24 protein-coding genes are annotated in these 24,415 nt (G+C 67.5%); 12 read left to right on the forward strand and 12 right to left on the reverse strand.

Annotated features, from left to right (window positions below):
* Positions 1–3: 3 nt before the first annotated feature.
* From AB3347_RS12350 to pstS, 3 genes are all read right to left on the reverse strand, one after another.
* Positions 4–2,745: an EAL domain-containing protein gene (locus AB3347_RS12350; RefSeq protein ID WP_369092102.1), complete on the reverse strand. Its 2,742-nt coding sequence runs from the start codon at positions 2,743–2,745 to the stop codon at positions 4–6.
* A 69-nt stretch (positions 2,746–2,814) separates the two neighbouring features.
* Positions 2,815–3,444, reverse strand: a complete 630-nt coding sequence (locus AB3347_RS12355; RefSeq protein WP_369092103.1) for a winged-helix domain-containing protein — start codon at positions 3,442–3,444, stop codon at positions 2,815–2,817.
* A 131-nt stretch (positions 3,445–3,575) separates the two neighbouring features.
* Entirely contained in the window at positions 3,576–4,622 is a 1,047-nt protein-coding gene (gene pstS, locus AB3347_RS12360; protein ID WP_369092104.1) for a phosphate ABC transporter substrate-binding protein PstS, read from the reverse strand.
* A gap of 200 nt (positions 4,623–4,822) precedes the next feature.
* Here pstS and AB3347_RS12365 point away from each other — a divergent pair, with 200 nt between their 5' ends.
* From AB3347_RS12365 to AB3347_RS12390, 6 genes are all read left to right on the forward strand, one after another.
* Positions 4,823–5,239: a hypothetical protein gene (locus tag AB3347_RS12365; protein ID WP_369092105.1), complete on the forward strand. Its 417-nt coding sequence runs from the start codon at positions 4,823–4,825 to the stop codon at positions 5,237–5,239.
* An 18-nt stretch (positions 5,240–5,257) separates the two neighbouring features.
* Positions 5,258–7,003 carry a gamma-glutamyltransferase gene (gene ggt / locus AB3347_RS12370; RefSeq protein WP_369092106.1) on the forward strand — a complete coding sequence of 582 codons (1,746 nt, stop codon included), beginning with the start codon at positions 5,258–5,260 and terminating at the stop codon, positions 7,001–7,003.
* Between the two features lie 137 nt (positions 7,004–7,140).
* On the forward strand, positions 7,141–8,403 hold the full coding sequence (locus AB3347_RS12375; RefSeq protein ID WP_369092107.1) for a diguanylate cyclase: 1,263 nt from the start codon (positions 7,141–7,143) through the stop codon (positions 8,401–8,403).
* 181 nt (positions 8,404–8,584) lie between these two features.
* Positions 8,585–10,513, forward strand: a complete 1,929-nt coding sequence (locus tag AB3347_RS12380; protein ID WP_369092108.1) for a PAS domain S-box protein — start codon at positions 8,585–8,587, stop codon at positions 10,511–10,513.
* A 117-nt stretch (positions 10,514–10,630) separates the two neighbouring features.
* Positions 10,631–11,062 (forward strand): hypothetical protein, encoded by a 432-nt coding sequence (locus AB3347_RS12385; RefSeq protein ID WP_369092109.1) that lies wholly within the window; start codon positions 10,631–10,633, stop codon positions 11,060–11,062.
* 2 nt (positions 11,063–11,064) lie between these two features.
* Entirely contained in the window at positions 11,065–11,280 is a 216-nt protein-coding gene (locus AB3347_RS12390) for a helix-turn-helix transcriptional regulator (RefSeq protein WP_369092110.1), read from the forward strand.
* Between the two features lie 59 nt (positions 11,281–11,339).
* Here AB3347_RS12390 and AB3347_RS12395 read toward each other — a convergent pair whose 3' ends face one another.
* The 4 genes from AB3347_RS12395 to AB3347_RS12410 form a co-directional block, all read right to left on the reverse strand.
* Positions 11,340–11,924 (reverse strand): TerD family protein, encoded by a 585-nt coding sequence (locus AB3347_RS12395; RefSeq protein WP_369092111.1) that lies wholly within the window; start codon positions 11,922–11,924, stop codon positions 11,340–11,342.
* 25 nt (positions 11,925–11,949) lie between these two features.
* Positions 11,950–12,645 (reverse strand): TIGR00266 family protein, encoded by a 696-nt coding sequence (locus AB3347_RS12400; protein ID WP_369092112.1) that lies wholly within the window; start codon positions 12,643–12,645, stop codon positions 11,950–11,952.
* A 62-nt stretch (positions 12,646–12,707) separates the two neighbouring features.
* Entirely contained in the window at positions 12,708–13,283 is a 576-nt protein-coding gene (locus AB3347_RS12405; protein ID WP_369092113.1) for a TerD family protein, read from the reverse strand.
* A 122-nt stretch (positions 13,284–13,405) separates the two neighbouring features.
* Positions 13,406–14,452, reverse strand: coding sequence for a DUF475 domain-containing protein (locus tag AB3347_RS12410; RefSeq protein WP_369092114.1), 1,047 nt, complete (start codon positions 14,450–14,452; stop codon positions 13,406–13,408).
* 146 nt (positions 14,453–14,598) lie between these two features.
* Here AB3347_RS12410 and nhaR point away from each other — a divergent pair, with 146 nt between their 5' ends.
* The 6 genes from nhaR to AB3347_RS12440 all read left to right on the forward strand — a co-directional run bounded on the left by nhaR (position 14,599) and on the right by AB3347_RS12440 (position 20,692).
* On the forward strand, positions 14,599–15,507 hold the full coding sequence (nhaR, locus tag AB3347_RS12415; RefSeq protein WP_369092115.1) for a transcriptional activator NhaR: 909 nt from the start codon (positions 14,599–14,601) through the stop codon (positions 15,505–15,507).
* A gap of 68 nt (positions 15,508–15,575) precedes the next feature.
* Positions 15,576–16,922 (forward strand): hemolysin family protein, encoded by a 1,347-nt coding sequence (locus AB3347_RS12420; protein ID WP_369092116.1) that lies wholly within the window; start codon positions 15,576–15,578, stop codon positions 16,920–16,922.
* 106 nt (positions 16,923–17,028) lie between these two features.
* Positions 17,029–17,844 (forward strand): alpha/beta fold hydrolase, encoded by an 816-nt coding sequence (locus AB3347_RS12425; protein WP_369092117.1) that lies wholly within the window; start codon positions 17,029–17,031, stop codon positions 17,842–17,844.
* A 3-nt stretch (positions 17,845–17,847) separates the two neighbouring features.
* Positions 17,848–19,416 carry an ATP-binding protein gene (locus AB3347_RS12430; RefSeq protein ID WP_369092118.1) on the forward strand — a complete coding sequence of 523 codons (1,569 nt, stop codon included), beginning with the start codon at positions 17,848–17,850 and terminating at the stop codon, positions 19,414–19,416.
* 15 nt (positions 19,417–19,431) lie between these two features.
* Positions 19,432–19,854, forward strand: coding sequence for an HIT family protein (locus AB3347_RS12435; protein ID WP_369092119.1), 423 nt, complete (start codon positions 19,432–19,434; stop codon positions 19,852–19,854).
* A gap of 82 nt (positions 19,855–19,936) precedes the next feature.
* Entirely contained in the window at positions 19,937–20,692 is a 756-nt protein-coding gene (locus tag AB3347_RS12440) for a TerC family protein (RefSeq protein WP_369092120.1), read from the forward strand.
* 2 nt (positions 20,693–20,694) lie between these two features.
* On the opposite strand, the gene map is transcribed toward AB3347_RS12440, so the two are convergent.
* The 5 genes from map to cyoE all read right to left on the reverse strand — a co-directional run bounded on the left by map (position 20,695) and on the right by cyoE (position 24,382).
* Complete coding sequence (map, locus tag AB3347_RS12445) at positions 20,695–21,465, reverse strand: type I methionyl aminopeptidase (RefSeq protein WP_369092121.1); 771 nt, start codon at positions 21,463–21,465, stop codon at positions 20,695–20,697.
* Positions 21,462–21,674 carry a ParD-like family protein gene (locus tag AB3347_RS12450; protein WP_369092122.1) on the reverse strand — a complete coding sequence of 71 codons (213 nt, stop codon included), beginning with the start codon at positions 21,672–21,674 and terminating at the stop codon, positions 21,462–21,464. The genes map and AB3347_RS12450 overlap by 4 nt, the downstream gene beginning before the upstream one ends.
* A 90-nt stretch (positions 21,675–21,764) precedes the next feature.
* Positions 21,765–22,832: an AI-2E family transporter gene (locus AB3347_RS12455; RefSeq protein WP_369092123.1), complete on the reverse strand. Its 1,068-nt coding sequence runs from the start codon at positions 22,830–22,832 to the stop codon at positions 21,765–21,767.
* A 62-nt stretch (positions 22,833–22,894) separates the two neighbouring features.
* Positions 22,895–23,485 carry an SCO family protein gene (locus AB3347_RS12460; protein WP_369092124.1) on the reverse strand — a complete coding sequence of 197 codons (591 nt, stop codon included), beginning with the start codon at positions 23,483–23,485 and terminating at the stop codon, positions 22,895–22,897.
* A gap of 3 nt (positions 23,486–23,488) precedes the next feature.
* A complete protein-coding gene (gene cyoE, locus AB3347_RS12465) occupies positions 23,489–24,382 on the reverse strand; it encodes a heme o synthase (RefSeq protein WP_369092125.1) in 894 nt (297 codons plus the stop codon).
* Positions 24,383–24,415: the final 33 nt, after the last annotated feature.

Consider the following 24,415-nt stretch of genomic DNA (forward strand, 5'->3'; position numbering starts at 1 on the left):
ATTCTAGAAGGAAACACCTGCCGGCGCAAGCGCAACGGGCGCCGCCGCGGGGGCCAGCAGGAAGCGCCGTTGCATCATTTCCAGCATCTCGGCGGGCGGCACCGGGCGCGCGATGTAGTAGCCCTGCACCTCGTTGCAGTCGAGCTCGCGCAGGATGTCGAGCTGCTCGGCGGTCTCGACGCCCTCGGCCACCACCGCCATGCCGAGCGCGTGCGCCATCGAGACGATGGCCTGGAAGAACACCCTGCCCTCCTTCGAATTGCCGAGCTCCGTGGTGAAGGCGCGGTCCACCTTCAGCACGTCCATCTTCAGGCGCTGCAGCTGCGACAGCGAGGAATAGCCGGTGCCGAAATCGTCCACGTGCAGCTTGACGCCGAGCGCGCGCAGGGCGGCCAGTTCGGCCAGGATGTCCTCGTGGTCGCCCATCATGGCCGACTCGGTGATCTCGACTTCGATCAGGCTGGCCGGCACGCGGTGGCGCGCCATGGCGCCGCCCAGGTGGCGCTGCACCCCGCCGCCCAGGAACTGGCGCGGCGAGACGTTGATCGACACCGGCACCAGGGCGGCGCCGGCCTCGCGCCAGGCCGCCAGCTGGGCGCAGGCGAGGTCGATCACGATCTCGCCGATGCGACGAATCAGGCCGGTGCTCTCGGCCAGCGGGATGAAGTCGCCCGGCGCCACCAGGCCCAGCTCCGGATGGCGCCAGCGCAGCAGCGCCTCCATGCTCAGCAGCTCGCCGCTGTGGGCATCCACGCGCGGCTGGTAGACCAGCATGAACTGGCCATGCTCGATCGCCTCCAGCAGGCGCTGCTTCAGGCGCGCGCGCGAATTCAGGGTGTTCGACAGGGCCGGGTCGAAGAAACGGTATTGGCCCTTGCCTTCGTTCTTGCCGGCGTACATCGCGATGTCGCTGTGGCGCACCAGGGTCTCGGCATCGTCGCCGTCGCGCGGGAACATGCTGATGCCGATCGAGGCGCCCACCGCGTGCAGCTCGTCGCCGATCAGGAAGGGCACCCCGAAGGCCTCGACGATGCGCGCCGCCACCGAGGCCGCCTGACGCTCGCCCTCGCAGGGGTGCAGCAGCACCAGGAATTCGTCGCCGCCGAAGCGCGCCACCCCATCCGTCGGGCGCAGCAGCGACAGCAGGCGCTGGGCGGCGGACTTCAGCAGCTGGTCGCCGGTGGCGTGGCCGTGGCTGTCGTTGACGTGCTTGAACTCGTCCAGGTCGATGAACAGCAGCGCCAGGCCGTCTTCATTGCTGCGCGCCTGCGCCAGGATGGCCGGCATCGCGGCCAGAAAAGCGTGGCGCGTGGCCAGGCCGGTCAGCGTATCCTCCCTGGCCAGGCGCTCCATCTGGTGCTCGTGGGCCTTGCGCTCGCTGATGTCCTGCAGCGTCACCGCGAGGCCGTTCCCGACCCGCACCAGGCGCCGCCGTCCCCAGCTGATGTTCAGGCGGTTGTCCAGGGGCATGCGGCGGTCGTCCTCGTGGAAGCCGCTCTCCATCGCCTTGCGGTAGGTGTCGAGCAGCGCTTCGCCGAACAGCGCGCTGTCGACCTGCGCCAGGCTGCTGCCGACCAGGTCGGCGCGCGTCATCCCGTAGAAGAAGGCGCCGCGCTCGTTGCAGTCGACGATGCGGAAGTCCGCGATCTCGCCGTCGCGCCCGCGCACCGCGGCGGCCATGTAGAAGCCGTCGTTGCCGCTTTCGGTGGCGGTGCGGTAGGCGCGCTGCACCTGTTCCTGCTCGCGCTCGCGCAGCACGGCGCGGCGCGCCAGCAACGATCCGGCGGCGCCGAGCAGCAGCAGGCAGGCGCTGATGGCGATGGCGCGGTCGCGGCTGTCGACCCAGGCCGCGGCAGCCGGCGCCAGCGCCGCGTCGTGCGCCAGCGCGACCAGCGCCACCAGCGGGTAGGCGCCCGATTGGCGCCAGCCGAGCACGCGCGCGCGCCCATCCCGTCCCTGCACCAGGCGCACGCCGCGCCCGGCTGCTGCCGGCCACAGGCCGTCCTGCGCCGGCAGCAGCCTGGTGCGGCTGTCCAGGAAGGCCGCGCCGTCGCTGTGCTGCTCGGCATGCAGGCGCCCTTCGCGGCCGGCCAGCGCCGCCACGCCGCCCGCGCCCAGCGTGGCCGGGCTGACGAAGGAGGTGAAGTAGCGCGCGTCCACCGCCATCAGCACGATGCCGTCGAACTCGTCGTCGCGGGTATCGAGGCGGCGCGTGAACAGCACCAGTTCTCCGCCCTCGCCTTCGTGCGCGATCTGCGGCGGCGCCGCGCCGATCCGCAGCGCGGTCGAGATGTGGTTGCGGTGCTGGACGAAATACGGTCCCGCCGACAGGTCGGCGCCGAGCAGCGCCGGGCGCGTCGAGGCCCGCACCATGCCGTCGCGGTCGACGATGGCGACCACGCGGAAGGCGTCGTCGGTGAACATGCCGTCGCGCCGCAGCTCGTCCAGCAGTCCCAGCCTGGCGCCGGGCGCGCGCCCTTTCTCCCAGCTGAACTTCAGCTGCATCGTGACCTGGTCCATCTGCCCGACCGAGCGCGTGACGTACTGCTCGTAGGCGTCGGCATAGGCGCCGGCCTCCTTGCGCGCCTGGGCCTCGGCGCGTGCGTGCTCGGCATCGGCGCGCAGCACGGTGGCGCTCCACAGGGCCGCGCAGAGCAGCACCGCAAGGGCCGGCCAGACAAGGACGAGGTATCGGTTGGTGCGGGACGGTGCGAGGAAATGCGGACGGGGGACGTGGAGGCTCATGAGGCTGATGGAACGCGATGTTTCCGCCAGTCTAATTAGCAAACATGTCAGCCTTGTGACACGGCCGCATCAGGCCGGGGACAGCATGTAGCCCGCCCCGCGCACGGTCTTGATCAAGGACTTGGCGCGTCCCAGCGCCTTGCGCAGGCGCAGCACGTGAACGTCGACGGTGCGCTGGTCGAGGGTATCGTGCGACTCCCACAGCTGCTCGAGCAGCTGGGCGCGCGAGAACACCTGGCCCGGGTGGCACAGCAGGAAGCGCAGCAGCCGGTATTCGGCGTGGCGCACCTCGACCTTGTGGTTGCCGACCCGGACGCTGCAGCTGAGCGGGTCCAGCACCAGGCGGCCCGAGCGCAGCAGGTGTTCGTCGGGCGCCGGTTCCGGCGGCGCCTGGGGCGTGAACGCCGGCGCCGGCGCGCGTTCGCCTTCGCCGCATGCGGCGGCCAGCAGCATCACCGGCCTGCCGCGCAGGCCGCGTTCGCCGCGCAGGCGCGCCAGCAGGCGCAGGCCGCCTTCCTGGCGCAGCATCGATTCCTGCAGCAGCAGTTCGGGGCGCTCGCGCCCGATGAAATCCCAGGCTTGCGCCAGGCTCGGTACGCTATGCCAGATCCACTCGTCTTCGTGCAGCGAAAACTTGAGCAGCTCGGCGATGGCCGGCTTGTCGTCGACCACCAGGACGATCGTGTTAGCGGTAGTCATGATGTAGGGTGTTCGGCCATGCCGGACATGCGTTCAAACAGAGCAAGAAAGGAGGTGCAGCCCGCTGACGTGAGTCGAACGCGCGGTCGGCGCCGCCGACCGCCCTACGATTCAACTCCAGGTTCGAACGATCAGTAGACCGCCTTGCCCGCTGCGTCCTTCAGGTTGGCCTTCCAATTGGCCTGCACCAGCTTGACCACCGATGCCGGCATCGGCACGTAGTCCAGCTCGGCGGCGGCCGGGGCGCCGTTCTTGAAGGCCCAGTCGAAGAACTTCACCACTTCGGCGCCCTTGCTGGCGTCGGCCTGGGTCTTGTGCATCAGGATGTAGGACACGCCGGTGATCGGCCAGCTCTGCTTGCCCGCCTGGTCGGTCAGCACCACGCCGAAGCCCGGCGCGCGGGTCCACTCGGCGCCGGCGGCGGCGGCCTTGAAGGCGTCGTCGTCCGGCTGCAGGAAGCTGCCGTCCTTGTTCTTCAGCTGGGTGTGCGCCAGCTTGTTCTTCTTGGCGTAGGCCCACTCGACGTAGCCGATCGCGCCCTTGATGCGCTGCACGTTGGCGGCCACGCCCTCGTTGCCCTTGCCGCCCACGCCCACGGCCCACTTCACGCTGGTGCCGGCGCCGACGCCTTCCTTCCAGGCCGGGCTGGTCTTGGACAGGTAGTCGGTGAACAGGAAGGAGGTGCCCGAGGAATCGGCGCGGTGCACGACGGTGATGTCGGCGTCCGGCAGTTTCACGCCCGGGTTCAGCGCGGCGATCGGCTGGGCGTTCCACTTGGTGATCTTGCCCAGGTAGATGTCGGCCAGCACCGGGCCGGTCAGCTTCAGCTGGCCCGGCTGGACGCCGTCGACGTTGACCACCGCGACCACGCCGCCCATGATGGCCGGGAACTGCATCAGGCCGGCTTCATCCAGCTCTTCGGCCTTGAGCGGCATGTCGGAGGCGCCGAAGTCGACGGTTTTCGCCTTGATCTGCTTGATGCCCGCGCCCGAACCGACCGACTGGTAGTTCAGGCCGTTGCCGGTGGCGGCCTTGTAGGCCTCGGCCCACTTGGCGTAGATCGGGTACGGGAAGGTCGCGCCGGCGCCGGTCATGTCGGCGGCGTGGGCGGCCGGCATCGCGAGCACGGCGGCGGCGATGGTGGCGGAAGCGGCAGCGGCGAGGATCTTCTTGAACATGGGCTTGTTATTCCTATTGCTGGTTGATGGGGGTATGTGGCTGTCCCTCGGGGACCACGCGGCAAAGTCTAGTGCGCGAATATGACCGCAATGTGACCGTCCGGATAACAGTGCGACGCGGCCGCACACCCCGTGCGCGACCACGGCGCGGCAGCTTTGCTATGATGGAGATTCCAAAAAATCAACCCGATGGACATCGCATGCACTCCCTGCTCCGTGTTCTCACCCTCGGCTGCGCCGGCCTGGCGCTGGCTGCCCTCGCCGGCGGCTGCGCCGCCCCCCGCGACCGCCTGCCCGAAGCGCGCTACACCCTGACCGAACGCCAGGTGCTGCCGCTGGCAGAGCGCCTTACCATCACCTACGAAGGGGCGGAAGACAGCCGCTGTCCGGACAATGTGCGCTGCATCTGGCCGGGACGCCTGGTCTACCGCTTCACCATGCGCATCGGCAGCGTGGCCCAGTCCTTCTACCTGGTGCAGGGCCAGCCCGGCTACATGTCGCCGGCGCTGCGCGGTTCGCGCATCGAGCTCGACCACCTGACGCCGCCGCCGCCGCGCGGCATGGCAGGAGCGGCGCCGGCGTCGTATCCGGTCACCTTCAACATGTACGCGCAGTAAGCGCTGCCGGGAGGACCCATGAAAGCGACCCTGCTCGCCTGCGGGCTGACCCTGTCCATCGTCCTGGGCTCGCCGCCCGCGCTCGCAAAGACGCCAGTGGCCACCGGCACCGGCGGCGCGGTCGCCACCATCAGCGAACAGGCCTCGCAATCGGCGATCCGGATCCTCGACCAGGGCGGCAACGCCATCGATGCGGCGGTGGCCGCCGCCGCGACCCTGGGCGTGACCGATCCGTTCAGCTGCGGCATCGGCGGCGGCGGCTTCATGATGATCTACCTCGCCAAGGACAAGCGCGTCATCACCATCGACCACCGCGAAACCGCACCCGCCAGCTTCAGTCCGAACGCCTTCCTCGAGAACGGCAAGCCGATCGATTTCGAAGAAGCGGTGGCAAGCGGCGCCTCGGTCGGCGTGCCCGGCACCGTGCGCGGCTGGCACGAAGCGCTGGAGCGCTACGGCAGCATGCGCTTCAAGCAGGTGCTGGCCCCGGCCATCGAGGTGGCCGACAAGGGCTACCGCGTGACTGAAATATTCAGTCATTTGACCGCCCAGAATGAAAGAAAATTTCAGCTGTACGCACCCACCAGCGCACTCTACCTGCGTAAGGGCAAGGCCGTGCAGCCGGGCGCCCTGATCCGCAATCCGGACATGGCCAGGGCCTACCGCGAGATCGCCCAGGGCGGCGCAAAGGCCTTCTATGAAGGGCCGATCGCGCGCGCCATCGTCGCCGCCGTCAACAAGCCGCCGTTCGCGCCGGGCAAGCGCGCGCGCGCCGGCCACATGACCATGGCCGACCTGGCCAACTATGAGGCGCGCATCCGCCAGCCGCTGCGCAGCACCTACCGCGGCTACGAGATCTACGGCATGGCGCCGCCCAGCAGCGGCGGCGCGACCGTCGCCGAGGCCCTCAACATCCTCGAAGGCTACGACCTGCAGCGCCTGCCGCGCGCCCAGGCCGAACACCTGTACATCGAGGCCAGCCGGCTGGCCTTCGCCGACCGCAATGCCTACCTGGCCGACCCCGAATACATCGACGCCCCGGTGGCCGGCCTGATGTCGAAGGACTACGCGGCCCAGCGCCGCAAGCAGATCCAGCAGCGCGCCGCGCGCAACGCGGCCCCCGGCGACCCCTACGGCTACCAGAACGACCAGAGCGTGCCGCTGCGGCCGCAGTCGGCGCGCCTGCACCTGGAGAACGCCCACACCACCCACCTGACCGTGTCGGACAAGGACGGCAACGTGGTGTCGTATACCTTCACCATCGAATCCTGGGGCGGCAGCGGCATCGTCGTGCCGGGCTACGGCTTCCTGCTGAACAACGAGATGACCGACTTCGACTTCAGCGGCCCGCACCCGAACGTGCCCGAAGCCGGCAAGCGCCCGCGCTCGAGCATGGCGCCCACCATCGCCCTGAAGGACGGCAAGCCGGCCTTCACCATCGGCAGCCCGGGCGGCGCCACCATCATCACCACGGTGCTGCAGACCATCTTCAACTACGTCGACCTCGGCATGCCGATGGACCAGGCCCTGAACGCGCCGCGCATCTCGGAGCGCAACGGCGAGGCCACCTCGATCGAACCGGGCTTCGCCGGCAGCGAGCAGGCGCGCGCACTGGAGCGCTTCGGCCACCGCTGGGAAGCCGATCCCGAGGAGATCGGCGCCGCGAACGCGCTGGTCTTCAACCCGGACGGCACCGTCACGGCGGTGAGCGAAGGCAAACGCCATGGCGTCGGCACGGCGCTGGTGCAGCGCCGCGGCCACTGAGCAGCGCGGGTCGTCCGGGCCCGCATGTTGGACATTTGTTACATGTTCATAATCTTTCGTGGCTGGAATAACAAGTTCCTGTAGGAATTCTCTTACGTTGGGATAACATACGCGCATTCGGATTGCCGCCTATCGTCATGCCCACGTCCTACGTCGTGCCAGCCCTGCCCCTTCGCCGCAGCGCCACCACCCTGGTCCTTGCGCTCTGCATCATCGCGGCAATGAGCATCTTCTTCGTCCACGAGGTCGCCGAGCTGCGCGATGCGATGGGACAGCTGCGGCAGAACGACACGGCGCGCATCCAGGTCCGCAACCTCATGATGCACCTGCTGAATGCCGAAACCGGCCAGCGCGGCTACCTCCTGACCGGCGATCCGGCCTACCTCGAGCCCTACCTCGTCGGGCGCAACGGCGTCCGCGACAGCTTGGCGCAGGCCGAGCAGTCCGGCTACCGCGACCCGGCCTTCGTCGCCAGCGTGCGCAAGCTCGCCCACATCGCCGACAGCAAGCTCGACGAGATGGAACGCACGGTGCAGCTCAAGAAGCGCGGCGACCACTCCGCCGCCGTCGACATCGTGCGCGAAGGCTTCGGCCGGCAAAAGATGCTCGAAGCCCGCCGGCTCATCGGGGAAGAAGTGGAGCGCCTGCGCCAGGCCCGCGACGCGGTCATGGACGGTTTCAACCAGCGCCTGCTGCGCGCCGCCGTGATCCTGGTGCTGATGCTCTCGACCGTGGTGGCGATGGCGCTGCACGCATGGCGCTCGCTGTCGGCCGCCGCGCGCAGCAACACCGAACTGGCCGGACGCCTGGCCCTGGAGGCCTCGCACGACGTCCTCACCGGGCTGCCCAACCGGCGTTTCTTCGAGCGCTGGGCGAGCCGGCTGCTGGCCCGCAGCCAGCGCAATGGCAAGCCCTTCACCCTGCTCTCCATCGATCTGGACCGCTTCAAGCAGGTCAACGACACCCACGGCCACGCGGTCGGCGACGAGGTGCTGAAGGAAGTGGCGATCCGCTTCCAGGCGGCGCTGCGCGGCGGCGAATTCCTGGCGCGCCTGGGCGGCGACGAATTCGTGGTCCTGGTGGACGGCGAATGCACGCGCCACGACCTCGCCGCCATCGGCGCCCGCCTCATCGCCTGCGTGCAGCCGGCCCTGCACCCGAACATGGCGGACGGCGCCGTCGGGGCCAGCATCGGCGTCGCCAGCTTCCCGCGCAGCGGCGCCGACCTGGAAGGGCTGATGCAGGCGGCCGACGACGCGCTCTACGCTTCCAAGCATGGCGGGCGCGGCAGGCTGTCCTTCGCCCACATCGAACTGGCGCCGCCGGTTTCCGCGCCCGATGCTCCGTCCGCCGCGCCGACGGACGCCGGCGCCGCTGCCTCGACCGGGCCGGCTTTCTAGCGCGCCGGCGCCGCTAATCCATGCGTCCTGCCGGAAAGGCGCAGGGCGCATCGTGCGCAGGCATATGCTGTACGTATATGTCCCACCGCAAACAAAAACTATGACATGATGCGCACGCCGAAGCCGCCGGCCTCGCCGCACCGGCGCCTTCCGTTCCACCGACAAGACAAGAACAGCCCGCATGTCCATCCACCACCAACCGCCCGCCCCCGCAGGCGCTGCCGCTCCCGCCTATCCGGAAGTCCGCTTCCGGGAACTGTTCGAACAGGCGCCGGTCAGCCTCCAGCTCCTCGACCCGGAGGGCTATACGGTGCAGGTGAACCGGGCCTGGGAAGCGCTCTGGCACATCCACGAGGGCAGCGACCTGATGCGCCATGTGATGAGCCGGGAGTACAACCTGCTGCGCGATCCCCAGCTGATCGCCACCGGCGTCGCCGCCGGCCTGGCCCGGGCACTGGCCGGCGAATCGGTCGAACTCCCCGCGATCCACTATGACACCGCCGCGCTCGGGGATAGCGGGCGCGCGCGCTGGGTCACCGCGCACGCCCATCCGATCAAGGACGGCGCCGGCCGGGTGGTCGAAGTCATGCTGATGCACGAGGACATCACCGCGCGCGTGGAGGCGGAAAACGCCTTGCGCGAACGCGAGGAACGCTTCCGCACCCTGGCCATGGCCACCTCGCAGATCGTCTGGACCAGCACCGCCGACGGGCGCATCCTCGAGGATTCGCCGTCGTGGCGCGCCTTCACCGGACAGCGCTACGACGAGTGGTGCGGCCACGGCTGGCTCGACGCCATCCACCCCGACGACCGCGAACGCGCACGCCAGGTCTGGACCACCTCGATCGCCACCTACGCCACCTACGAGACCGAATACCGGCTGCGCCGCGTCGACGGCAGCTACCGCTGGACCGCCGTCAAGGGCATCCCGATCCTCGGCCCGAACGGCGCCGTACGCGAATGGGTCGGCGCCAACCGCGACATCCACGACAGCGTGACGCAGCGCGAAGGACTCGCACGCAAGCTGGACCGCGAGCAGCGCCAGTCCGCCCTGCTGGCCAGGGTAGCGGGCGCCACGCGCGCCCTGCACACGGCGCTGTCCAGCGAGGACATCGCCGCGGCGCTGGCGCAGGAGGTGCGTGCCCTGCTCGGCGCGGTGGAGGTGGAGGTCGTGCTGGACGGCGAGGCGGGGGACGCGCCCGCGATGCGCAAGCCGGCGCGGGAAGCCCCGCCGGGGACGCCGCAGGACACGCTGGACGTTCCCCTGCTCGACCGCAAGGGCCGCCGGATCGGCCGCGTCCGGGTCGCCGGCAAGCCCGGCGCCACCTTCGACGAGCAGGACGAAGCCGTGCTGGCGCAGCTGGCCGCGATCGCCGCCACCGGCTTCGCCAACGCCCAGCTGTACCGCTCGCTGCGCGAGCAGGACCGGCGCAAGGACGAGTTCCTCGCCATGCTGGCGCACGAGCTGCGCAATCCGCTGGCGCCGATCGCTTCCGCCGCCGAACTGCTGAAGCTGGCCGCCAGTCCCGAGCGCATCCGTGCTTCGAGCGAGGTGATCGCGCGCCAGGTGCGGCACATGACCACGCTGGTGAACGACCTGCTCGACGTATCGCGCGTGACGCGCGGCTTGATCAAGCTCGACAAGGGCCTGGTCGGGATCGAGCCGGTGCTCGCCAGCGCCGTCGAGCAGTCGCGTCCCCTGTTCGCCGCGCGCGGACACGCCCTGGAGGTCGAGGTGGAGGCCGACCTGGCCGAGGCGCGCGTCCATGGCGACGGCACCCGCCTGGTGCAGGTGATCGCCAACCTGCTCAACAACGCCGCCAAGTACACCCCGCAGGGCGGCGCGATCGCCCTGCGCGCGACGCGCGACGGCGAGCGCGTGCGGCTGTGCGTGGTGGACGACGGCATCGGCATCGACGCCGGCCTGCTGCCCGAGGTGTTCGACCTGTTCACCCAGGCCGAACGCACGCCGGACCGCTCGCAGGGCGGCCTGGGCATCGGCCTGGCGCTGGTGCGGACCATGGTGGCCCTGCACGGCGGCGAGGTGCATGCGCACAGCGACGGGCCGGGCACCGGCTGCACCTTCACGGTCTGGTTGCCGCTGGCCTGAACCCGCGAGCGCCCTCGCCTCCAAAAAGATACCGATACCGCCCTTTATGTAACCCATAGGTTTCTTTTTGTCCTGTTTGTGTTACATTACTCCGTATCACACACAAGGAGAGCCGCCATGCCGAAGGTCCTGCATCACGATCAAGAAACGCTGATATCGCTGTCGCGCCGCCAGTTGTGGTTCGCCCTGGGCGCGGTGCTGGTGCTCGGCGTGGCCGGGGCCGGCCTGCTGGCCTTCCCGCGCGCGGAAGCGATCGCGCGACTGTTCGGCCTGCTGCCGGTCGCCATCGTGATCGCGGTGGCCGGCTTGCGGATGCGCGGCTCCGCCAGCGGCGCCGAGGTGCGCGCCCTGGTCGAGGACGAACTGCGCCAGGCGAGCCAGCACCGTGCCAGCCGCAACGGCTTCCTCGCCGTGCTGGCGGCGCAGGCCCTGCTGGCGCCTGGCCTGGCCTGGCTGGCCACGCCCTCTCCGGTGGCCCTGATGGCGGTCCTGACGATCGTCACCGGCGTGAGTGTGTTCCTGGGCAGCCTGCTCTACTACGACCGCTGAGCATGACCGAACAGCTGACAACGACCATGAAAGTGCAGCGCGCGCGGCTCGACCTGACCCAGGCCGGGCTGGCGGAACGCGCCGGCGTCACGCGCAAATCGATCAACGCCATCGAGACCGGGGCGATGGTGCCGTCGACGATCCTGGCGCTCAAGCTGGCGCGCGCGCTCGGGGTGACGGTCGAGGAACTGTTCGCGCTGGCGGAGCGCCCCGACTGAGTTCCGCAGGACGAAAAAAAACCGGAGCGCCGCCCCGGTTTTCGTGTTCCGCTTCCCGCTTACAGGTGCGGCGTGATCAGCGGCATCAGGTCGTCGAAGGTACGGCCCGAGCCGTTTTCGCCGATCGCGTGCATCTTCCACTCGCCGTTGTGGCGGTACAGCTTGGCCATGATCTGGGCCGTGTGCGAACCCTGCACCGACAGGTTGAAGCGCGCCACTTCCTGGTTGTTGCCGGCATTGACGATGCGGCAGTAGGCGTTTTCCACGGTCGAGAAGTTCTGGCCCGTGAAGCTGTTCACGGTAAACACCAGCGACTTCACGCCGGCCGGCACGCGCGACAGGTCGACCTGGATCTGCTCGTCGTCGCCGTCGCCGGCGCCGGTGCGGTTGTCACCGGTGTGGGTGATGCTGCCATCCTTGCTCTTGAGCTGGCGGAACCAGACCACGTCGACCGGACGGTTCGACTCGTCGAACATCACCACCGATGCGTCCAGGTCGACCGGCTGGCCGGCGCCGCCGCCGAAGCCGAAGAAACCCTTCGACTTGGCCACGTCCCAGCCCAGGCCCATCGTCACGCGGCTGAGTGCGCCGCCTGCTTCCTTGTCCAGCGAGATCTTCTGACCCTTGCTCAGGTTTACTGACATATCCTTCTCCCTAACTTGTTAAGCTTCAGCGCGCCGGCGTCTGCATCCACGCCTTGAATGCCATCCGGTTGCGCGAACATACGTAGACCTTACCTTTGCCCGAGAAGCGCAATACCATGCCCTCGCCGCTGGTCTGGCTGTTGATCAGGTTGCCCAGGAAGCCGCCGCTCTGGCCGGTCGTGATCGAGATCTCGTAGCGCAGCCCGCTGTCCCAGCACACCACGTGCGAGTTGTCGATGATCGCGTCCTTGCCCGGTTCGACTTCCAGCATCGACATCGAGCCGAAGCCCGACACCACCACCTGGCCGCTGCCGGTGGTCTCGGTGACGAAGAAGCCGCCGCTCTGCGCGAACAGGGCGTTGCCGATGCTCTGGGTGCGCACCTTCAGGTCCACGCCCGAGGTAGCGGCAACAAAGGCGCCGTCGCTGATGATGTAGTGGTTCGGACCGCAGTCGATGACCTGCATCGCACCCGGCAGCGTGGGCGACAACAGGCAGTCGCCGTCGCCGCGGGTCGCTTCGATGTGCTGCTGGAAGAACGACTCGCCGTTGGCGAAGGTGCGCATCAGCGCGCTGCCCAGGCCACCCTTCATCTTGCCCTTCAGGTCGAGCGTCGATTCCATCATCACCATCGCATCCGATTCGCAATAGATGGTTTCGCCGCGTCGCATCGAGACATGCAGGAAGGGATCGACATCCCCGGTCACGGTAAATACTGGCATTTGGACTTCCTTTCCCTTTATTGGAGCGGCCCGCGTCCGAACGCGGACCGCAGGGCTATTGGTTAAACGTTGACGCCGTAGTTCTTGGCGAGCGGCCCGAGGCCGCCGGCGAAGCCCTGGCCGATGGCGCGGAACTTCCAGTCGGCGCCGTTACGATACACCTCGCCGAAGATCATTGCCGCTTCGGTGGAGCTGTCTTCCGACAGGTCGTAGCGCGCGATCTCGGTGTTGTTGGCCGCGTTGATGCAGCGGATGAAGGCCTTGCCGACCATGCCGAAGTTCTGGCGGCGGGTCTCGGCGTCGTGGATGGTCACGCCCAGCACGACCTTGTCGACGTCGGCCGGCACCTTGGACAGGTCGATCGACACGCTTTCGTCGTCGCCCTCGCCTTCGCCGGTGCGGTTGTCGCCCGAGTGGACCACCGAGCCGTCGGCCGACTTCAGGTTGTTGTAGAAGATGAAGTCGCTATCCGAACGCACCTTGCCCTGCGAGTTCAGCAGGAACACCGCGCCGTCGAGGTCGAACGCTGCGCCGTCGGTGGCGCGGGTGTCCCAACCGAGGCCGACCTTCAGCTGGGTCAGGCCAGGAGCTTCTTTCGACAGGTTGACGTTGCCGCCTTTTTGCAGACTGATTGCCATGATTGTGACTCTCCTAAAAAGTACTTCTGTGAACACCGAGGGGGTAAAGCACAGCGAGCTGGTGTTCTGCCACTTGCCGTGCTGTCCTTGCCGGCGGGTGGACATGCCACCCGCCTTGTTGCTTACGCAGCCAGTGCCGCGTGCTTCTTCTTGTAGCGGATCGAGCTCCACAGCGAGGCCAGGATGAAGGCCACGCCCACGCCGCCGGTGATCAGTTCGGGCACATGCATGTGCATGCTCAGCAGCATGATCACGGCCAGGATACCGATCGCGTAGTGTGCGCCGTGCTCCAGGTAGACGAACTCGTCGAGCGTGCCCTGGCGCACCAGGTAGACCGTCATCGAACGCACGAACATTGCACCGATCGCCAGGCCCAGCATGATGATCACGACGTCGGTGGTGATCGCGAATGCGCCGATCACGCCGTCGAAGCTGAACGAGGCATCCAGCACTTCGAGGTACAGGAAACCGCCGATACCGCCCTTCTTGACCATGTCGCCGACGTTGCTGTTCTCGTCCGACTCGCTCTTCTCGAGCAGGCTGGAGATCATGTCGACGCCGATGTACACCAGGATGCCCCACAGGCCGGCGACCAGCACGATCATCCGTTGCGCGTCAGGCACGTAGCTGGTCGCGAACATCAGCGCGCCCAGCGACACCAGCACCGAGATCGAGGACACCTTGCCCAGCGAGCCGAGCTTCTTCTCGACGTTGCCCAGCCAGTGCACTTCCTTCTCGTCGTCCAGCAGGAAGTTCAGGAACACCAGCAGCAGGAACATGCCGCCGAAGGCCGCCACTTCCGCGTGGTGGTTGGTCAGGTGCGACGAAAATTCCTTCGGATTGCTCAGCGCCAGGTTCCACACCTCCATCATGCCGAGGTCGGCCGCGACGGCGACGATCACCAGCGGGAACACCAGGCGCATGCCGAACACGGCGATGATCATGCCCAGTCCCAGGAACAGCTTGAGCCAGAATTCGTTCCAGCCTTTCAGCACCGAGGCGTTCACCACCGCGTTGTCGAAAGACAGTGAAACTTCCATCACCGACAGGATGGCGGTGACGCCGAGCGCAGTGATCATGCCGGCGACGCCGCCATGGTCGTAGCCCCACCAGCCGGCCAGCGCCATACAGACGGCGGTCACGATGAATGACCATGTAAAGTGTTTCATGTGTTCGTTTCCCCTTGTTGTTGAGTTACTTCGTCAGTTGTTGCTACACGTTATAGATTTCTCCAAGCGACCGACGCAGTATGAGGCTTGCACACGCCTTGAAAAAGCGAAGATAATCGAAGAATTACTTCATAAAAACAGAAGAGATGAACCATAGCCCCCCAAACTTCCGCCATTTGTACTACTTCTGGGTCGTGGCCAAGGAAGGCAGCATCACCCGCGCCGCCGAGCGCCTCGGCCTGGCTATCCAGACCGTCAGCACCCAGCTTGCTCAGTTAGAAGTGTCCTTGGGTAAGTCCTTGTTCACGCAGCAGGGACGGAGGCTGACTTTAACCGAGGCCGGGCGCCTGGCCTTGTCGTATGCCGACCAGATCTTCCTTCTGGGAGAGCAGATGCAGGAAGCGCTGGCCGAGGCCGACAGTGCGCGCACCCGCCTGACGGTCGGCATTTCCGATTCGCTGCCCAAGCTGACCGCCTACCGGCTGCTGGAGATCGCTACCCAGCTGCCGCGTCCGGTGCGCCTGGTGTGCTACGAGGGCGAATTCGACGAACTGCTGGCCGACCTGGCCCTGCACAAGCTGGACGTGGTGCTGACCGACCGCGCGGTGCGTTCGGGCACGACACTGCGCGTATTCAGCCACCTGCTGAGCGACAGCGAGACCATCGTGGTGGGCGCCCCCGAGCTGGTGAAGGACTGGGGCGCGGAGTTCCCGCGCTCGCTGAACGGCGCGCCGTTCCTGCTGCCGACACGCAATAATGCCCTGCGCGGCAAGATCGACGAATGGTTCGAGCTGCAGGGGGTGCGGCCCGACGTGGTGGGCGAGTTCGAGGACAACGCCCTCCTCAACACCTTCGGCCGGCGCGGACTCGGCCTGTTCTTCGCCCCGGCCGCGTTGGCACACGACCTGGAGGAACAGTTCAACGCCCTGCTGGTGGGGCGCGTACCGCAGGTGCGCGAGCATTTCTATGCCGTCTCGAACGAGCGCAAGATCAAGCATCCGGCCGTCGAAGCCATCCTGTCGGCCGTGTATAAAGGCGTACTGGCCGGTACCTGAAGGGAACACCGGCAAGAGGGGCGGTACAATGGTGCCGGCTATTGCCGTTTTTTAACTAAATCTGTTCAATGGAAAACTTTTTATTCGTCGTTCTCGCCCTGTTCCTGGTGGCGCTGAACGGCTTCTACGTGGCGGCTGAATTCAGCATCGTCACGTTGCGCAAGACCCGCGTACACGCCATCGCCAAGACCACCGGCCTGCGCGGACGCATCCTCGGCAAGGTCCACGGCCAGCTCGACGCCTACCTGTCGGCCTGCCAGCTCGGCATCACCCTGGCCTCGCTGGGCCTGGGCTGGGTCGGCGAACCGGCCTTTGCCAGCCTGCTCGAACCGGTGTTCGCCATGCTCGGCGTCACCTCGCCCGAACTGATCCACGGCGTGTCCTTCGTGGTGGCCTTCTCGGTGATCTCCTTCCTGCACATCGTGGTGGGCGAGCTGGCGCCCAAGTCGCTGGCGATCCGCCTGCCCGAAGAGGTGGCGCTGTGGTGCGCGATTCCGCTGTACGCCTTCTACTGGACGATGTACCCGGCGATCGCCCTGCTCAACGCCAGCGCCAACATGGTGCTGCGCGTGGCCGGCCTGGCCGGCAGCGGCGGCCACGAGACCCACTACTCCACCGACGAGCTGAAGATGATCCTGCGCTCCAACACCAGCGCGCCGGGCGGGAAATTCACCAACGACGAACGCAACATCCTGGCGCAGTCGCTCGACTTCAGCCAGCTGGCGGTATCCGACCTGATGCGCCCGATCAACGAGGTGAGCGCGCTGTACGCCAGCCGCTCGCTCGAGGAGAACATGGAGACGGTGCGCCGCAACCGCTTCTCGCGCTACCCCTATTTCGACGAGGAAGGGGAGGAAGTGCTGGGCGTGATCCACCTGAAGGACCTGTTCTTCGCCCAGCAGGCCGGCCGCACCATCACCGACCTGACCCAGTACCTGCGCCCGGTCGAGACGATCTCGGCGCGCACCCCGGCGCAGGACATCTTCCGGCGCTTCCGCAGCGGCGCCCCGCACTTCGCCCTGATCGGCGAGAAGGGCAAGCGCCCGGTCGGCTTCATCACCCTCGACAACCTGCTGGGCGCGATGGTGGGCGAGATCCGCGACGAGTTCCGCATGAACGAGAACGACTGGATGTCGCAGCCCGACGGCACCTGGATCGGCAAGGCCAGCCTGCCGATCTTCTCGCTCGAGCGCCTGCTCGGGATCGACATCGACAACGAGGAGATGGGCCTGGACGACGTCGAATCGGTCGGCGGCCTGCTCATGGCCAAGCTGGGCGACATTCCCAAGCAGGGGCAACGCATCGACTTCCCGCAGTTCGACGTGGTGGTCAAGAAGATGAACGGACCGCGCATCCTGCTGGTGAAGGTCTATCCGCGGGTGCAGCGCGCGTCCGGGGACGACGAACACGACTGAAAATTTCGAGCGGACTCATCTTAAAAAGTTGTTGCGCTTGCAATACTCGTGGCGCATACTGGTGCTTGACGGGATTCCCCGGCGGTAGTCACCACGAGGAGCGATGATGTCCGTGCAAGTCCGTAACAACGTGCATGTCAGGGGCCGGGGCGAGGCCACCATGCTGTTTTCCCATGGCTTCGGCTGCGACCAGACCATGTGGCGCTACCTGGCGCCGGCTTTCGAAGACGCGTTTCGCGTCATCACCTACGACCTGGTCGGCAGCGGCCGCTCCGACCTCTCGGCCTACGACCGCGCGCGCTATGCCAGCCTGCACGGCTACGCCGACGACCTGCTCGAGATCGTCGACGCCCATGCGACCGGGCCGGTGATCGTGGTAGGCCACTCGGTGAGCGCCATGATCGGCATGCTCGCCACCATCAAGGCGCCCGAACGCTTCGCGGCCCAGGTGATGGTGGCGCCTTCGGCCTGCTATATCAACCAGGCCGATTACGTGGGCGGCTTCGAGCGCGGCGACATCGACGAACTGCTCGAGACCATGGAAGCGAACTACCTCGGCTGGTCCAGCAGCCTGGCGCCGGCGATCATGGGCGCGCCCGGGCGCCCCACCCTGCGCGAGGAACTCACCGACAGCTTCTGCCGCAACGATCCCGACATCGCCAAGCACTTCGCGCGCGTCACCTTCCTGTCCGACCACCGCGCCGACGTGCCGCGCTCGGCCACGCCGACCCTGATCCTGCAGTGCAGCGAAGACCTGATCGCGCCGCGCAGCGCCGGCGACTACCTGGCGCGCCACCTGCCCCGCTGCGAGCTCCATGTGATCGACAACATCGGGCACTGCCCGCACATGAGCGCTCCCACCGCCAGTTCGCGCGCGATCGACGCGTTCCTGGCCGATATCCTGGCCGCGACGCTGGGCTGAGCCATGAACGGCGCCGCGACCTACGCCGACGCGCTGTACGATGGAGCTCCCTGCGGCCTGCTGCTGGCCGACGCCGACGGGCTGCTGCTGCGCGCCAACGCCACCGCCTGCGGCTGGCTCGGCTTCTCCCTGGACGAACTGGCGGGGATCGTGCGCATCCAGGACCTGATGACGGTCGGCGCGCGCCTGTTCCACCACACCCACTGCATCCCGGTGCTGGAGGTGCGCGGCTCAGTCGCCGAACTCCAGATCGACCTGCGCCACCGCGACGGCACGCGCCTGCCGATGCTGGTCAATATCGTGCGCCGGCGCGAGGGCGACCAGGTGCTCGACCAGTGGGCCCTGTTCATGGCCACCGAGCGCCAGTCCTACGAGCGCGAACTGCGCAACGCGCGCAAGGCCGCCGAAGAGGCGCTCGAGGCGCGCCGCGGCGCGGAGCTGCAACTGCAGGCCGTGAACGCGGCGCTGTCGGCGGCCGACCGGCGCAAGGACGAGTTCCTGGCCACGCTGTCGCACGAGCTGCGCAACCCGCTGGCGCCGATGCGCAGCGCGCTCGAAGTGATGCGGCTTGCCGGAGCGGCCGAGGGCGCGCAGGCGCGCCTGCTGGGCGTGTTCGACCGCCAGCTGCAGCACCTGACCCACCTGGTCGACGACCTGATGGAAGTCTCGCGCATCACCCAGGACAAGATGGAGCTGCGGCGCGAGAACGTCGACCTGGCTGCGCTGGCGCGCGCCGCCGTGTGCGACACCGCCGGCCTGATGGGGCAGGCGCGCCACCGCCTGGAGCTCGAGCTGCCGGCGCAGCCGATCACGGTCGACGCCGACCCCACGCGCATCAACCAGGTGGTGGTCAACCTGCTCACCAATGCCGCCAAGTACACGCCCGACGGCGGACACATCGTGCTGTCGCTGGCGGTGGACGACGGCATGGCGCAGCTGGCCGTGCGCGACAACGGCATCGGCCTGCCCCGGCACGCGCTGGCCACCGTGTTCGACATGTTCTCGCAGCTCGAGCCGGCGCTGGAACGCGCGCGCGGCGGTCTCGGCATCGGACTGTCGCTGGTGCGCGGCATCGTGGAACTGCATGGCGGCAGCATCGCCGCCGACAGCGAGGGCGAAGGCAGGGGCAGCTGCTTCACGGTGCACCTGCCGCTGGCCCAGGCGCAGACGGCGGCCGCGCCGGCCCCGGCCCCGGCAGTGGCGGCCCCGGCCCGCATCCTGGTGGTGGACGACAATGCCGACGCCGCCGAGATGCTGCTGATGGCGCTGGAACTGTTCGGCTGCGAAGTGCGCGCCGCCCACAGCGCCAGCGCGGCGCTGGCGCTGGCCCAGGAATTCGCGCCGGAAGTCGCCCTGCTCGACATCGGCCTGCCGGACCTGAACGGCTACGAACTGGCGCGCCGCCTGCGCGCCACGGTCGCCGGCCAGAACATGCGCCTGATCGCCGCCACCGGCTGGGGCCAGGAAAAAGACCGCCAGCGCGCCTTCGACGCCGGCTTCGACCACCATCTCACCAAGCCGATCGATTTCGAGCGGCTGCGCAGCGTGCTCGGGCAGCCGGGCGCGGCATGAACCGACGAGACATCCATGGAATATGATCCGCACAACCCCTTCGCCCGCATCCTGCGCGGCGAACTGCCCTGCATCAAGGTCTACGAAGACGCGCACACGCTCGCCATCATGGACATCATGCCGCAGGCGCCGGGCCATGTGCTGGTGCTGCCGAAAGAAGGCGCCGTCGAGCTGTTCGGCCTGTCCGACGACGCGGCCGCCGCCTGCATCCGCACCACGAAGAGAGTCGCGGCCGCGGTCAAGGCCGCCATGGGGGCGCCGGGCATCATGGTCGCCCAGTTCAACGGCAGCGCGGCCGGCCAGACCGTCCCGCACGTGCACTTCCACATCGTCCCGCGCGAGCAGGCCGCGGCGCTCAAGCCGCATGCGACGGTGGCGGCCGATGCCGGGCAGCTGCGCGAGATCGCGGCGCGCATCGTCGCGGCGCTGGAGGCCTGAACATCGGGGCCGGCATAGCGCCAAGGCTGCGCCCGACAACAAGGGCGGCTGATACCATGGTTTTTTCCCACCTGGAGCGGCCATGGAACTGCTGACGGACCCGAACGTCTGGATTGCCTTCCTGATGCTGAGCGCCCTCGAGATCGTGCTCGGGGTCGACAACATCATTTTCATTTCGATCCTGGTCGGCCGCCTGCCGCCCGAGATGCGCGACAAGGCGCGGCGCCTCGGCCTGGGCTTCGCCATGGTGTCGCGCCTGCTGCTGCTGTTTTCGCTCAGCTGGGTGATGGGACTGACCGCCGACCTGTTCGCGGTATTCGGCCAGGGCATCAGCGGACGTGACCTGGTGCTGCTGTTCGGCGGCCTGTTCCTGCTCTACAAGGCCTCGCACGAGATCTTCGTCGAAGTGGAAGCCAAGGACCAGGCCGGGCCGCAGGAGGTCGCCGGCACCGCGGCCGCGGCGGCGGCCACCAGCAAGCTGTTCTGGAGCATCATCGGCCAGATCGCCGTGATCGACATCGTGTTCTCGCTCGACTCGGTGATCACGGCGGTGGGCATGGTCGACCAGATCAGCGTGATGGTCGCGGCCGTGATCTTTTCCGTGCTGGTGATGCTGGTGGCGGCCAAGCCGATCGGCGACTTCGTCGACCGCCACCCTTCCGTGAAGGTGCTGGCGCTGGCCTTCCTGGTGATGGTCGGCATGGCGCTGACGGCCGAAGCCTTCGAGGCGGAAATCCCGAAAGGCTATATCTACGCCGCCATGGCCTTCTCGCTGGCGGTGGAAGCGCTGAACATCCGCGCCCGCGCCAGGCGCAAGGCATTGCTGCCGCGGATCTGAGTCTAGCCGGCCGGCGCCGCCTCTCCGGGCCGCAGGGTCAGCACGCGCACGCCGTGCCGGGTCACCGCGACCGTGTGCTCGAACTGCGCCGACAGCTGCCCGTCGCAGGTGACCACGGTCCAGCCGTCGTCCAGGGTGCGCACCGCGTGCCGTCCCTGGTTGAGCATCGGCTCGATGGTGAAGGTCATCCCTTCGCGCAGCAGCATCCCGGTCTGCGGCCGGCCCCAGTGCAGCACCTGGGGCGGCTCGTGCATCTCGCGCCCGATGCCGTGGCCGCAGTAGTCGCGCACCACCGTGTAGCCGTGCTTGCGCGCGTGGCGCTCGATGGCATGGCCGACGTCGCCGAGCCGGGCGCCGGGACGCACCGCCCGGATGCCCTTCCACATCGCTTCGTAGGTGGCCTGCACCAGGCGCCGGGCCGGCGCCGCCACTTCGCCGACCAGGTAAGTCTTGCTGGAATCGGCGATGTAGCCATGCTTCTCGAGCGTGATGTCGAGGTTGACGATGTCCCCGCTGTGCAGGATCTCGCTTTCGGAAGGCACGCCGTGACAGACCACCTGGTTGCGGGAGGCGTTCAGCGCGTAGGCGTAGCCGTACTGGCCCTTGCTGGCGGGACGCGCGCCCAGCGTGTCGACGATGAAGCGGTCGACCAGGTCGTTGACCTGCATGGTCGACATGCCGATCAGGCTCAGGCTGTCCAGGTGGGCGAACACGCCGGCCAGCAGCCGGCCCGCCTCGGCCATCAGGGCGATTTCCTCCGGCCGCTTGATCATGCCGCGGCCAGGTTGAGGGCGTCGGGATCCAGCCCGGCCGCTCTCAGTTCGCGCACCATGATCTCGTTGAAGCTCAGCGTCGGGTTCATCTCGCACAGCATGCCGATCCTGATCCAGAACGCCGCCTGGGCGTTGATGGAGCGGCAGGACACGCTGCTGGCCTTGCGGATCTGGTCATGCGCTTCGTCGTCGATGTTTACGATACCCATTGATATGTTCCATATATAGAAAATATATGGAGTATATACGACCTCGGCATGAACGCAAGCGATGCCGATCAACCGGCCTGGAAGCCGGGATCAGGCCTCGGTGTCCTGGCGGATCACCCGGTCCGGCGTACCCGTCCATTCGGTCATCAGGGAATAGCCCACCGCCAGCAGGGTCGGGCCGATGAACATGCCGACGAAGCCGAAGGCAATCACCCCGCCCAGCACGCCCAGCAGGGTGAGCAGGAAAGGCAGGCTGCTGCCGCGGCTGATCAGCATGGGGCGCACGATGTTGTCGACGCCGCTGATCAGGAAGGTGCCCCAGATCACCATGAAGATGGCCCAGCCGGTCTCGTGCTGCAGGAACAGCCAGAAGGCCGCGCCGCCCCAGACCAGGGGCGGGCCGACCGGGATCAGGGAGGACACGAACACCAGCACCGACAGCAGCGGCACCGCCGGCACGCCCGCGATCGCGAAGCCGATCGCCGCCACCAGCGCCTGCGCCAGCGCGGTGCCGAGCAGGCCGTACATGACCCCGCGCACGGTCTGGCTCACCGTGTTCGACACCGATTCGGCGCCCTCGCCCATCACGCGGCGCATGGTCACGGCGATGATGTCGAGCAGGGCCCTGCCGTCGCGGTAGAAGAAGAAGCTCACGAACGCGGCCAGGCTGAGCTGGACCACGCCGGTGCCGAGCATCAGGCCGCCGGCGATCAGGTAGCGCCGCGCCGGCTCGAGCATGCGCTGGGCCAGCGCCAGCATCTCCTCGCGGCTGGCGACCAGCCGGCGCAGGTAGGTGTCGATGGTTTCGCCCAGCAAGGGAATGTCGCGCACCCAGCTCGGGGGCAGCAGTTCGCGGTGCTCGACGGCGCTGCGCAGTTCGACGAAGCCCTTGGCGACGTCGTCGGCCAGGTTGTAGGCGACCATCGCCAGCGGAATGATGATGAGCAGCGTGAGCGACAGCGTCATGGTCAGCGCCGCCAGGGTACGGCGGCCGCGCATGGCGCTTTGCAGGCGCAGGTACAGCGGCCAGGAGGAAATCACGACGCAGGCCGCGAACAGGATCGCGGCCAGGAAAGGCCTGAGGACGTAGAGACAGCCCAGCGTCAGCAGGACGACAATGGCGATCCGGGTGTAGTTCCTGCCTGGGGCTTGTTCCATGCCGTCCCTGTCATGTGGTGTTTATACCATCATAACAGTACAGCAGAGACGCTACGGCTGCCTTAGAGCAGCTGGCGCAGGTCGGCCGCGATCGGTCCCGGACCGCCATTGTGGCGCACGAACAGGCGCAGCTTGCCCTCGCGGTCAAACACATAGCTGCCGGCGGTGTGGTCCACCGTGTAGTTCTTCGGGTCGTCGCCAGACGCGGTCTTGGCGTAGAACACCTTGAATTCCTTGGCCGTGCGCGCGGTGGCTTCCTTGTCGCCGTACAGGCCGATAAACGAAGGATGGAAGGCCGGCACGTAGGAGGCCAGCAGTTCCTGGGTATCGCGTTCCGGATCGAGCGTGACGAACAAGACCTGCACGTCCTTGGCCGACGGGCCAAGTTCCTTCATCACGGCGGCCATCTCGGCCATCGTGGTCGGGCACACGTCCGGGCACTGGGTGTAACCGAAGAACAGCACCACGACCTTGCCCTTGAAGTCCTGCAGGGTGCGCGGCTTGCCGGTATGGTCGGTCAGCGAGAAACCCTTGGCGTAATCGAGTCCGGTCACGTCGGTGTTATTGAAGGCCGGGGTCTTGGACGCCAGCTTGTCGCAGCCAGCGGCCAGCACCGCCGCGGTCAGCATCAGCGCAGTCAGCAGTTTTTTCATGGCTCAGAACTTGAAGTAATGGTCGACCAGCAGTGCCGCAAACAGCAGCGACAGGTAGACGATCGACCAGGTAAAGGCGTTGCGCGCGGCCAGGTCGCTGTAGTGCTTGTGCACGCGCCACGAATGGCGCAGGAACACCACGTTGAGGGCGACTGCCGCCGCCAGGTAGATCAGGCCGCTCATGCCGACGGCGAACGGCAGCAAGGTGGTCGCCGCCAGCGCGATGGTATACAGCCACACCTGCAGGCCGGTGTACTGCATGCCGTGCGTAATCGGCAGCATTGGCAGGCCGGACCGGGCGTAATCGTCGCGGCGGTACATGGCCAGCACCCAGAAGTGCGGCGGGGTCCAGACGAAGATGATCAGCACCAGCAGCCAGGCTTCCATCGGCACCTCATTGGCCACCGCGGCCCAGCCCAGGGCCGGCGGCATGGCGCCCGACAGGCCGCCGATGACGATGTTCTGCGGCGTCGCCGGCTTGAGCAGCATGGTGTAGATGAAGGCGTAACCGACGAAGGTCACGAAGGTCAGCCACATGGTGAGCGGATTGACGAACGCGTACAGGATATACATGCCGAGCCCGCCGATGATCGCCGAGAACAGGATCGTCTGGGAGCTGGTGAGTTCGCCCATCGCGGTGGCGCGGCGGGCCGTGCGCGCCATGCGCGCGTCGATCTCCGCCTCCACCAGGCAGTTCACGGCAAAGGCGGCGCCGGCCAGCAGCCAGATGCCGGCGGTGCCGGCGACCAGCACCCGCCAGCCGGGGAAGCCGTCGGTGGCAAGGAACATCCCGATCACCGCGCAGAACACGGCCAGCTGCGTGACCCGTGGCTTGGTCAGGGCCCAGTACTGGGAAACGCGGCTCGGAGATTTATGGAGGGCTGTCTGGGTCGTCATCGGTGGGGTACTGGCTGGCTCGCAGGATGGCAG

The organism is Massilia sp. X63, from assembly GCF_041023745.1.
GTDB lineage: Bacteria > Pseudomonadota > Gammaproteobacteria > Burkholderiales > Burkholderiaceae_D > Telluria.

Coding starts and splice junctions, on each gene's coding strand:
- AB3347_RS12350 (WP_369092102.1), bottom strand. CDS start 2,745: ATGAGCCTCCACGTCCCCCGTCCGCATTTCCTCGCACCGTCCCGCACC.
- AB3347_RS12355 (WP_369092103.1), bottom strand. CDS start 3,444: ATGACTACCGCTAACACGATCGTCCTGGTGGTCGACGACAAGCCGGCC.
- pstS (WP_369092104.1), bottom strand. CDS start 4,622: ATGTTCAAGAAGATCCTCGCCGCTGCCGCTTCCGCCACCATCGCCGCC.
- AB3347_RS12365 (WP_369092105.1), top strand. CDS start 4,823: ATGCACTCCCTGCTCCGTGTTCTCACCCTCGGCTGCGCCGGCCTGGCG.
- ggt (WP_369092106.1), top strand. CDS start 5,258: ATGAAAGCGACCCTGCTCGCCTGCGGGCTGACCCTGTCCATCGTCCTG.
- AB3347_RS12375 (WP_369092107.1), top strand. CDS start 7,141: ATGCCCACGTCCTACGTCGTGCCAGCCCTGCCCCTTCGCCGCAGCGCC.
- AB3347_RS12380 (WP_369092108.1), top strand. CDS start 8,585: ATGTCCATCCACCACCAACCGCCCGCCCCCGCAGGCGCTGCCGCTCCC.
- AB3347_RS12385 (WP_369092109.1), top strand. CDS start 10,631: ATGCCGAAGGTCCTGCATCACGATCAAGAAACGCTGATATCGCTGTCG.
- AB3347_RS12390 (WP_369092110.1), top strand. CDS start 11,065: ATGACCGAACAGCTGACAACGACCATGAAAGTGCAGCGCGCGCGGCTC.
- AB3347_RS12395 (WP_369092111.1), bottom strand. CDS start 11,924: ATGTCAGTAAACCTGAGCAAGGGTCAGAAGATCTCGCTGGACAAGGAA.
- AB3347_RS12400 (WP_369092112.1), bottom strand. CDS start 12,645: ATGCCAGTATTTACCGTGACCGGGGATGTCGATCCCTTCCTGCATGTC.
- AB3347_RS12405 (WP_369092113.1), bottom strand. CDS start 13,283: ATGGCAATCAGTCTGCAAAAAGGCGGCAACGTCAACCTGTCGAAAGAA.
- AB3347_RS12410 (WP_369092114.1), bottom strand. CDS start 14,452: ATGAAACACTTTACATGGTCATTCATCGTGACCGCCGTCTGTATGGCG.
- nhaR (WP_369092115.1), top strand. CDS start 14,599: ATGAACCATAGCCCCCCAAACTTCCGCCATTTGTACTACTTCTGGGTC.
- AB3347_RS12420 (WP_369092116.1), top strand. CDS start 15,576: ATGGAAAACTTTTTATTCGTCGTTCTCGCCCTGTTCCTGGTGGCGCTG.
- AB3347_RS12425 (WP_369092117.1), top strand. CDS start 17,029: ATGTCCGTGCAAGTCCGTAACAACGTGCATGTCAGGGGCCGGGGCGAG.
- AB3347_RS12430 (WP_369092118.1), top strand. CDS start 17,848: ATGAACGGCGCCGCGACCTACGCCGACGCGCTGTACGATGGAGCTCCC.
- AB3347_RS12435 (WP_369092119.1), top strand. CDS start 19,432: ATGGAATATGATCCGCACAACCCCTTCGCCCGCATCCTGCGCGGCGAA.
- AB3347_RS12440 (WP_369092120.1), top strand. CDS start 19,937: ATGGAACTGCTGACGGACCCGAACGTCTGGATTGCCTTCCTGATGCTG.
- map (WP_369092121.1), bottom strand. CDS start 21,465: ATGATCAAGCGGCCGGAGGAAATCGCCCTGATGGCCGAGGCGGGCCGG.
- AB3347_RS12450 (WP_369092122.1), bottom strand. CDS start 21,674: ATGGGTATCGTAAACATCGACGACGAAGCGCATGACCAGATCCGCAAG.
- AB3347_RS12455 (WP_369092123.1), bottom strand. CDS start 22,832: ATGGAACAAGCCCCAGGCAGGAACTACACCCGGATCGCCATTGTCGTC.
- AB3347_RS12460 (WP_369092124.1), bottom strand. CDS start 23,485: ATGAAAAAACTGCTGACTGCGCTGATGCTGACCGCGGCGGTGCTGGCC.
- cyoE (WP_369092125.1), bottom strand. CDS start 24,382: ATGACGACCCAGACAGCCCTCCATAAATCTCCGAGCCGCGTTTCCCAG.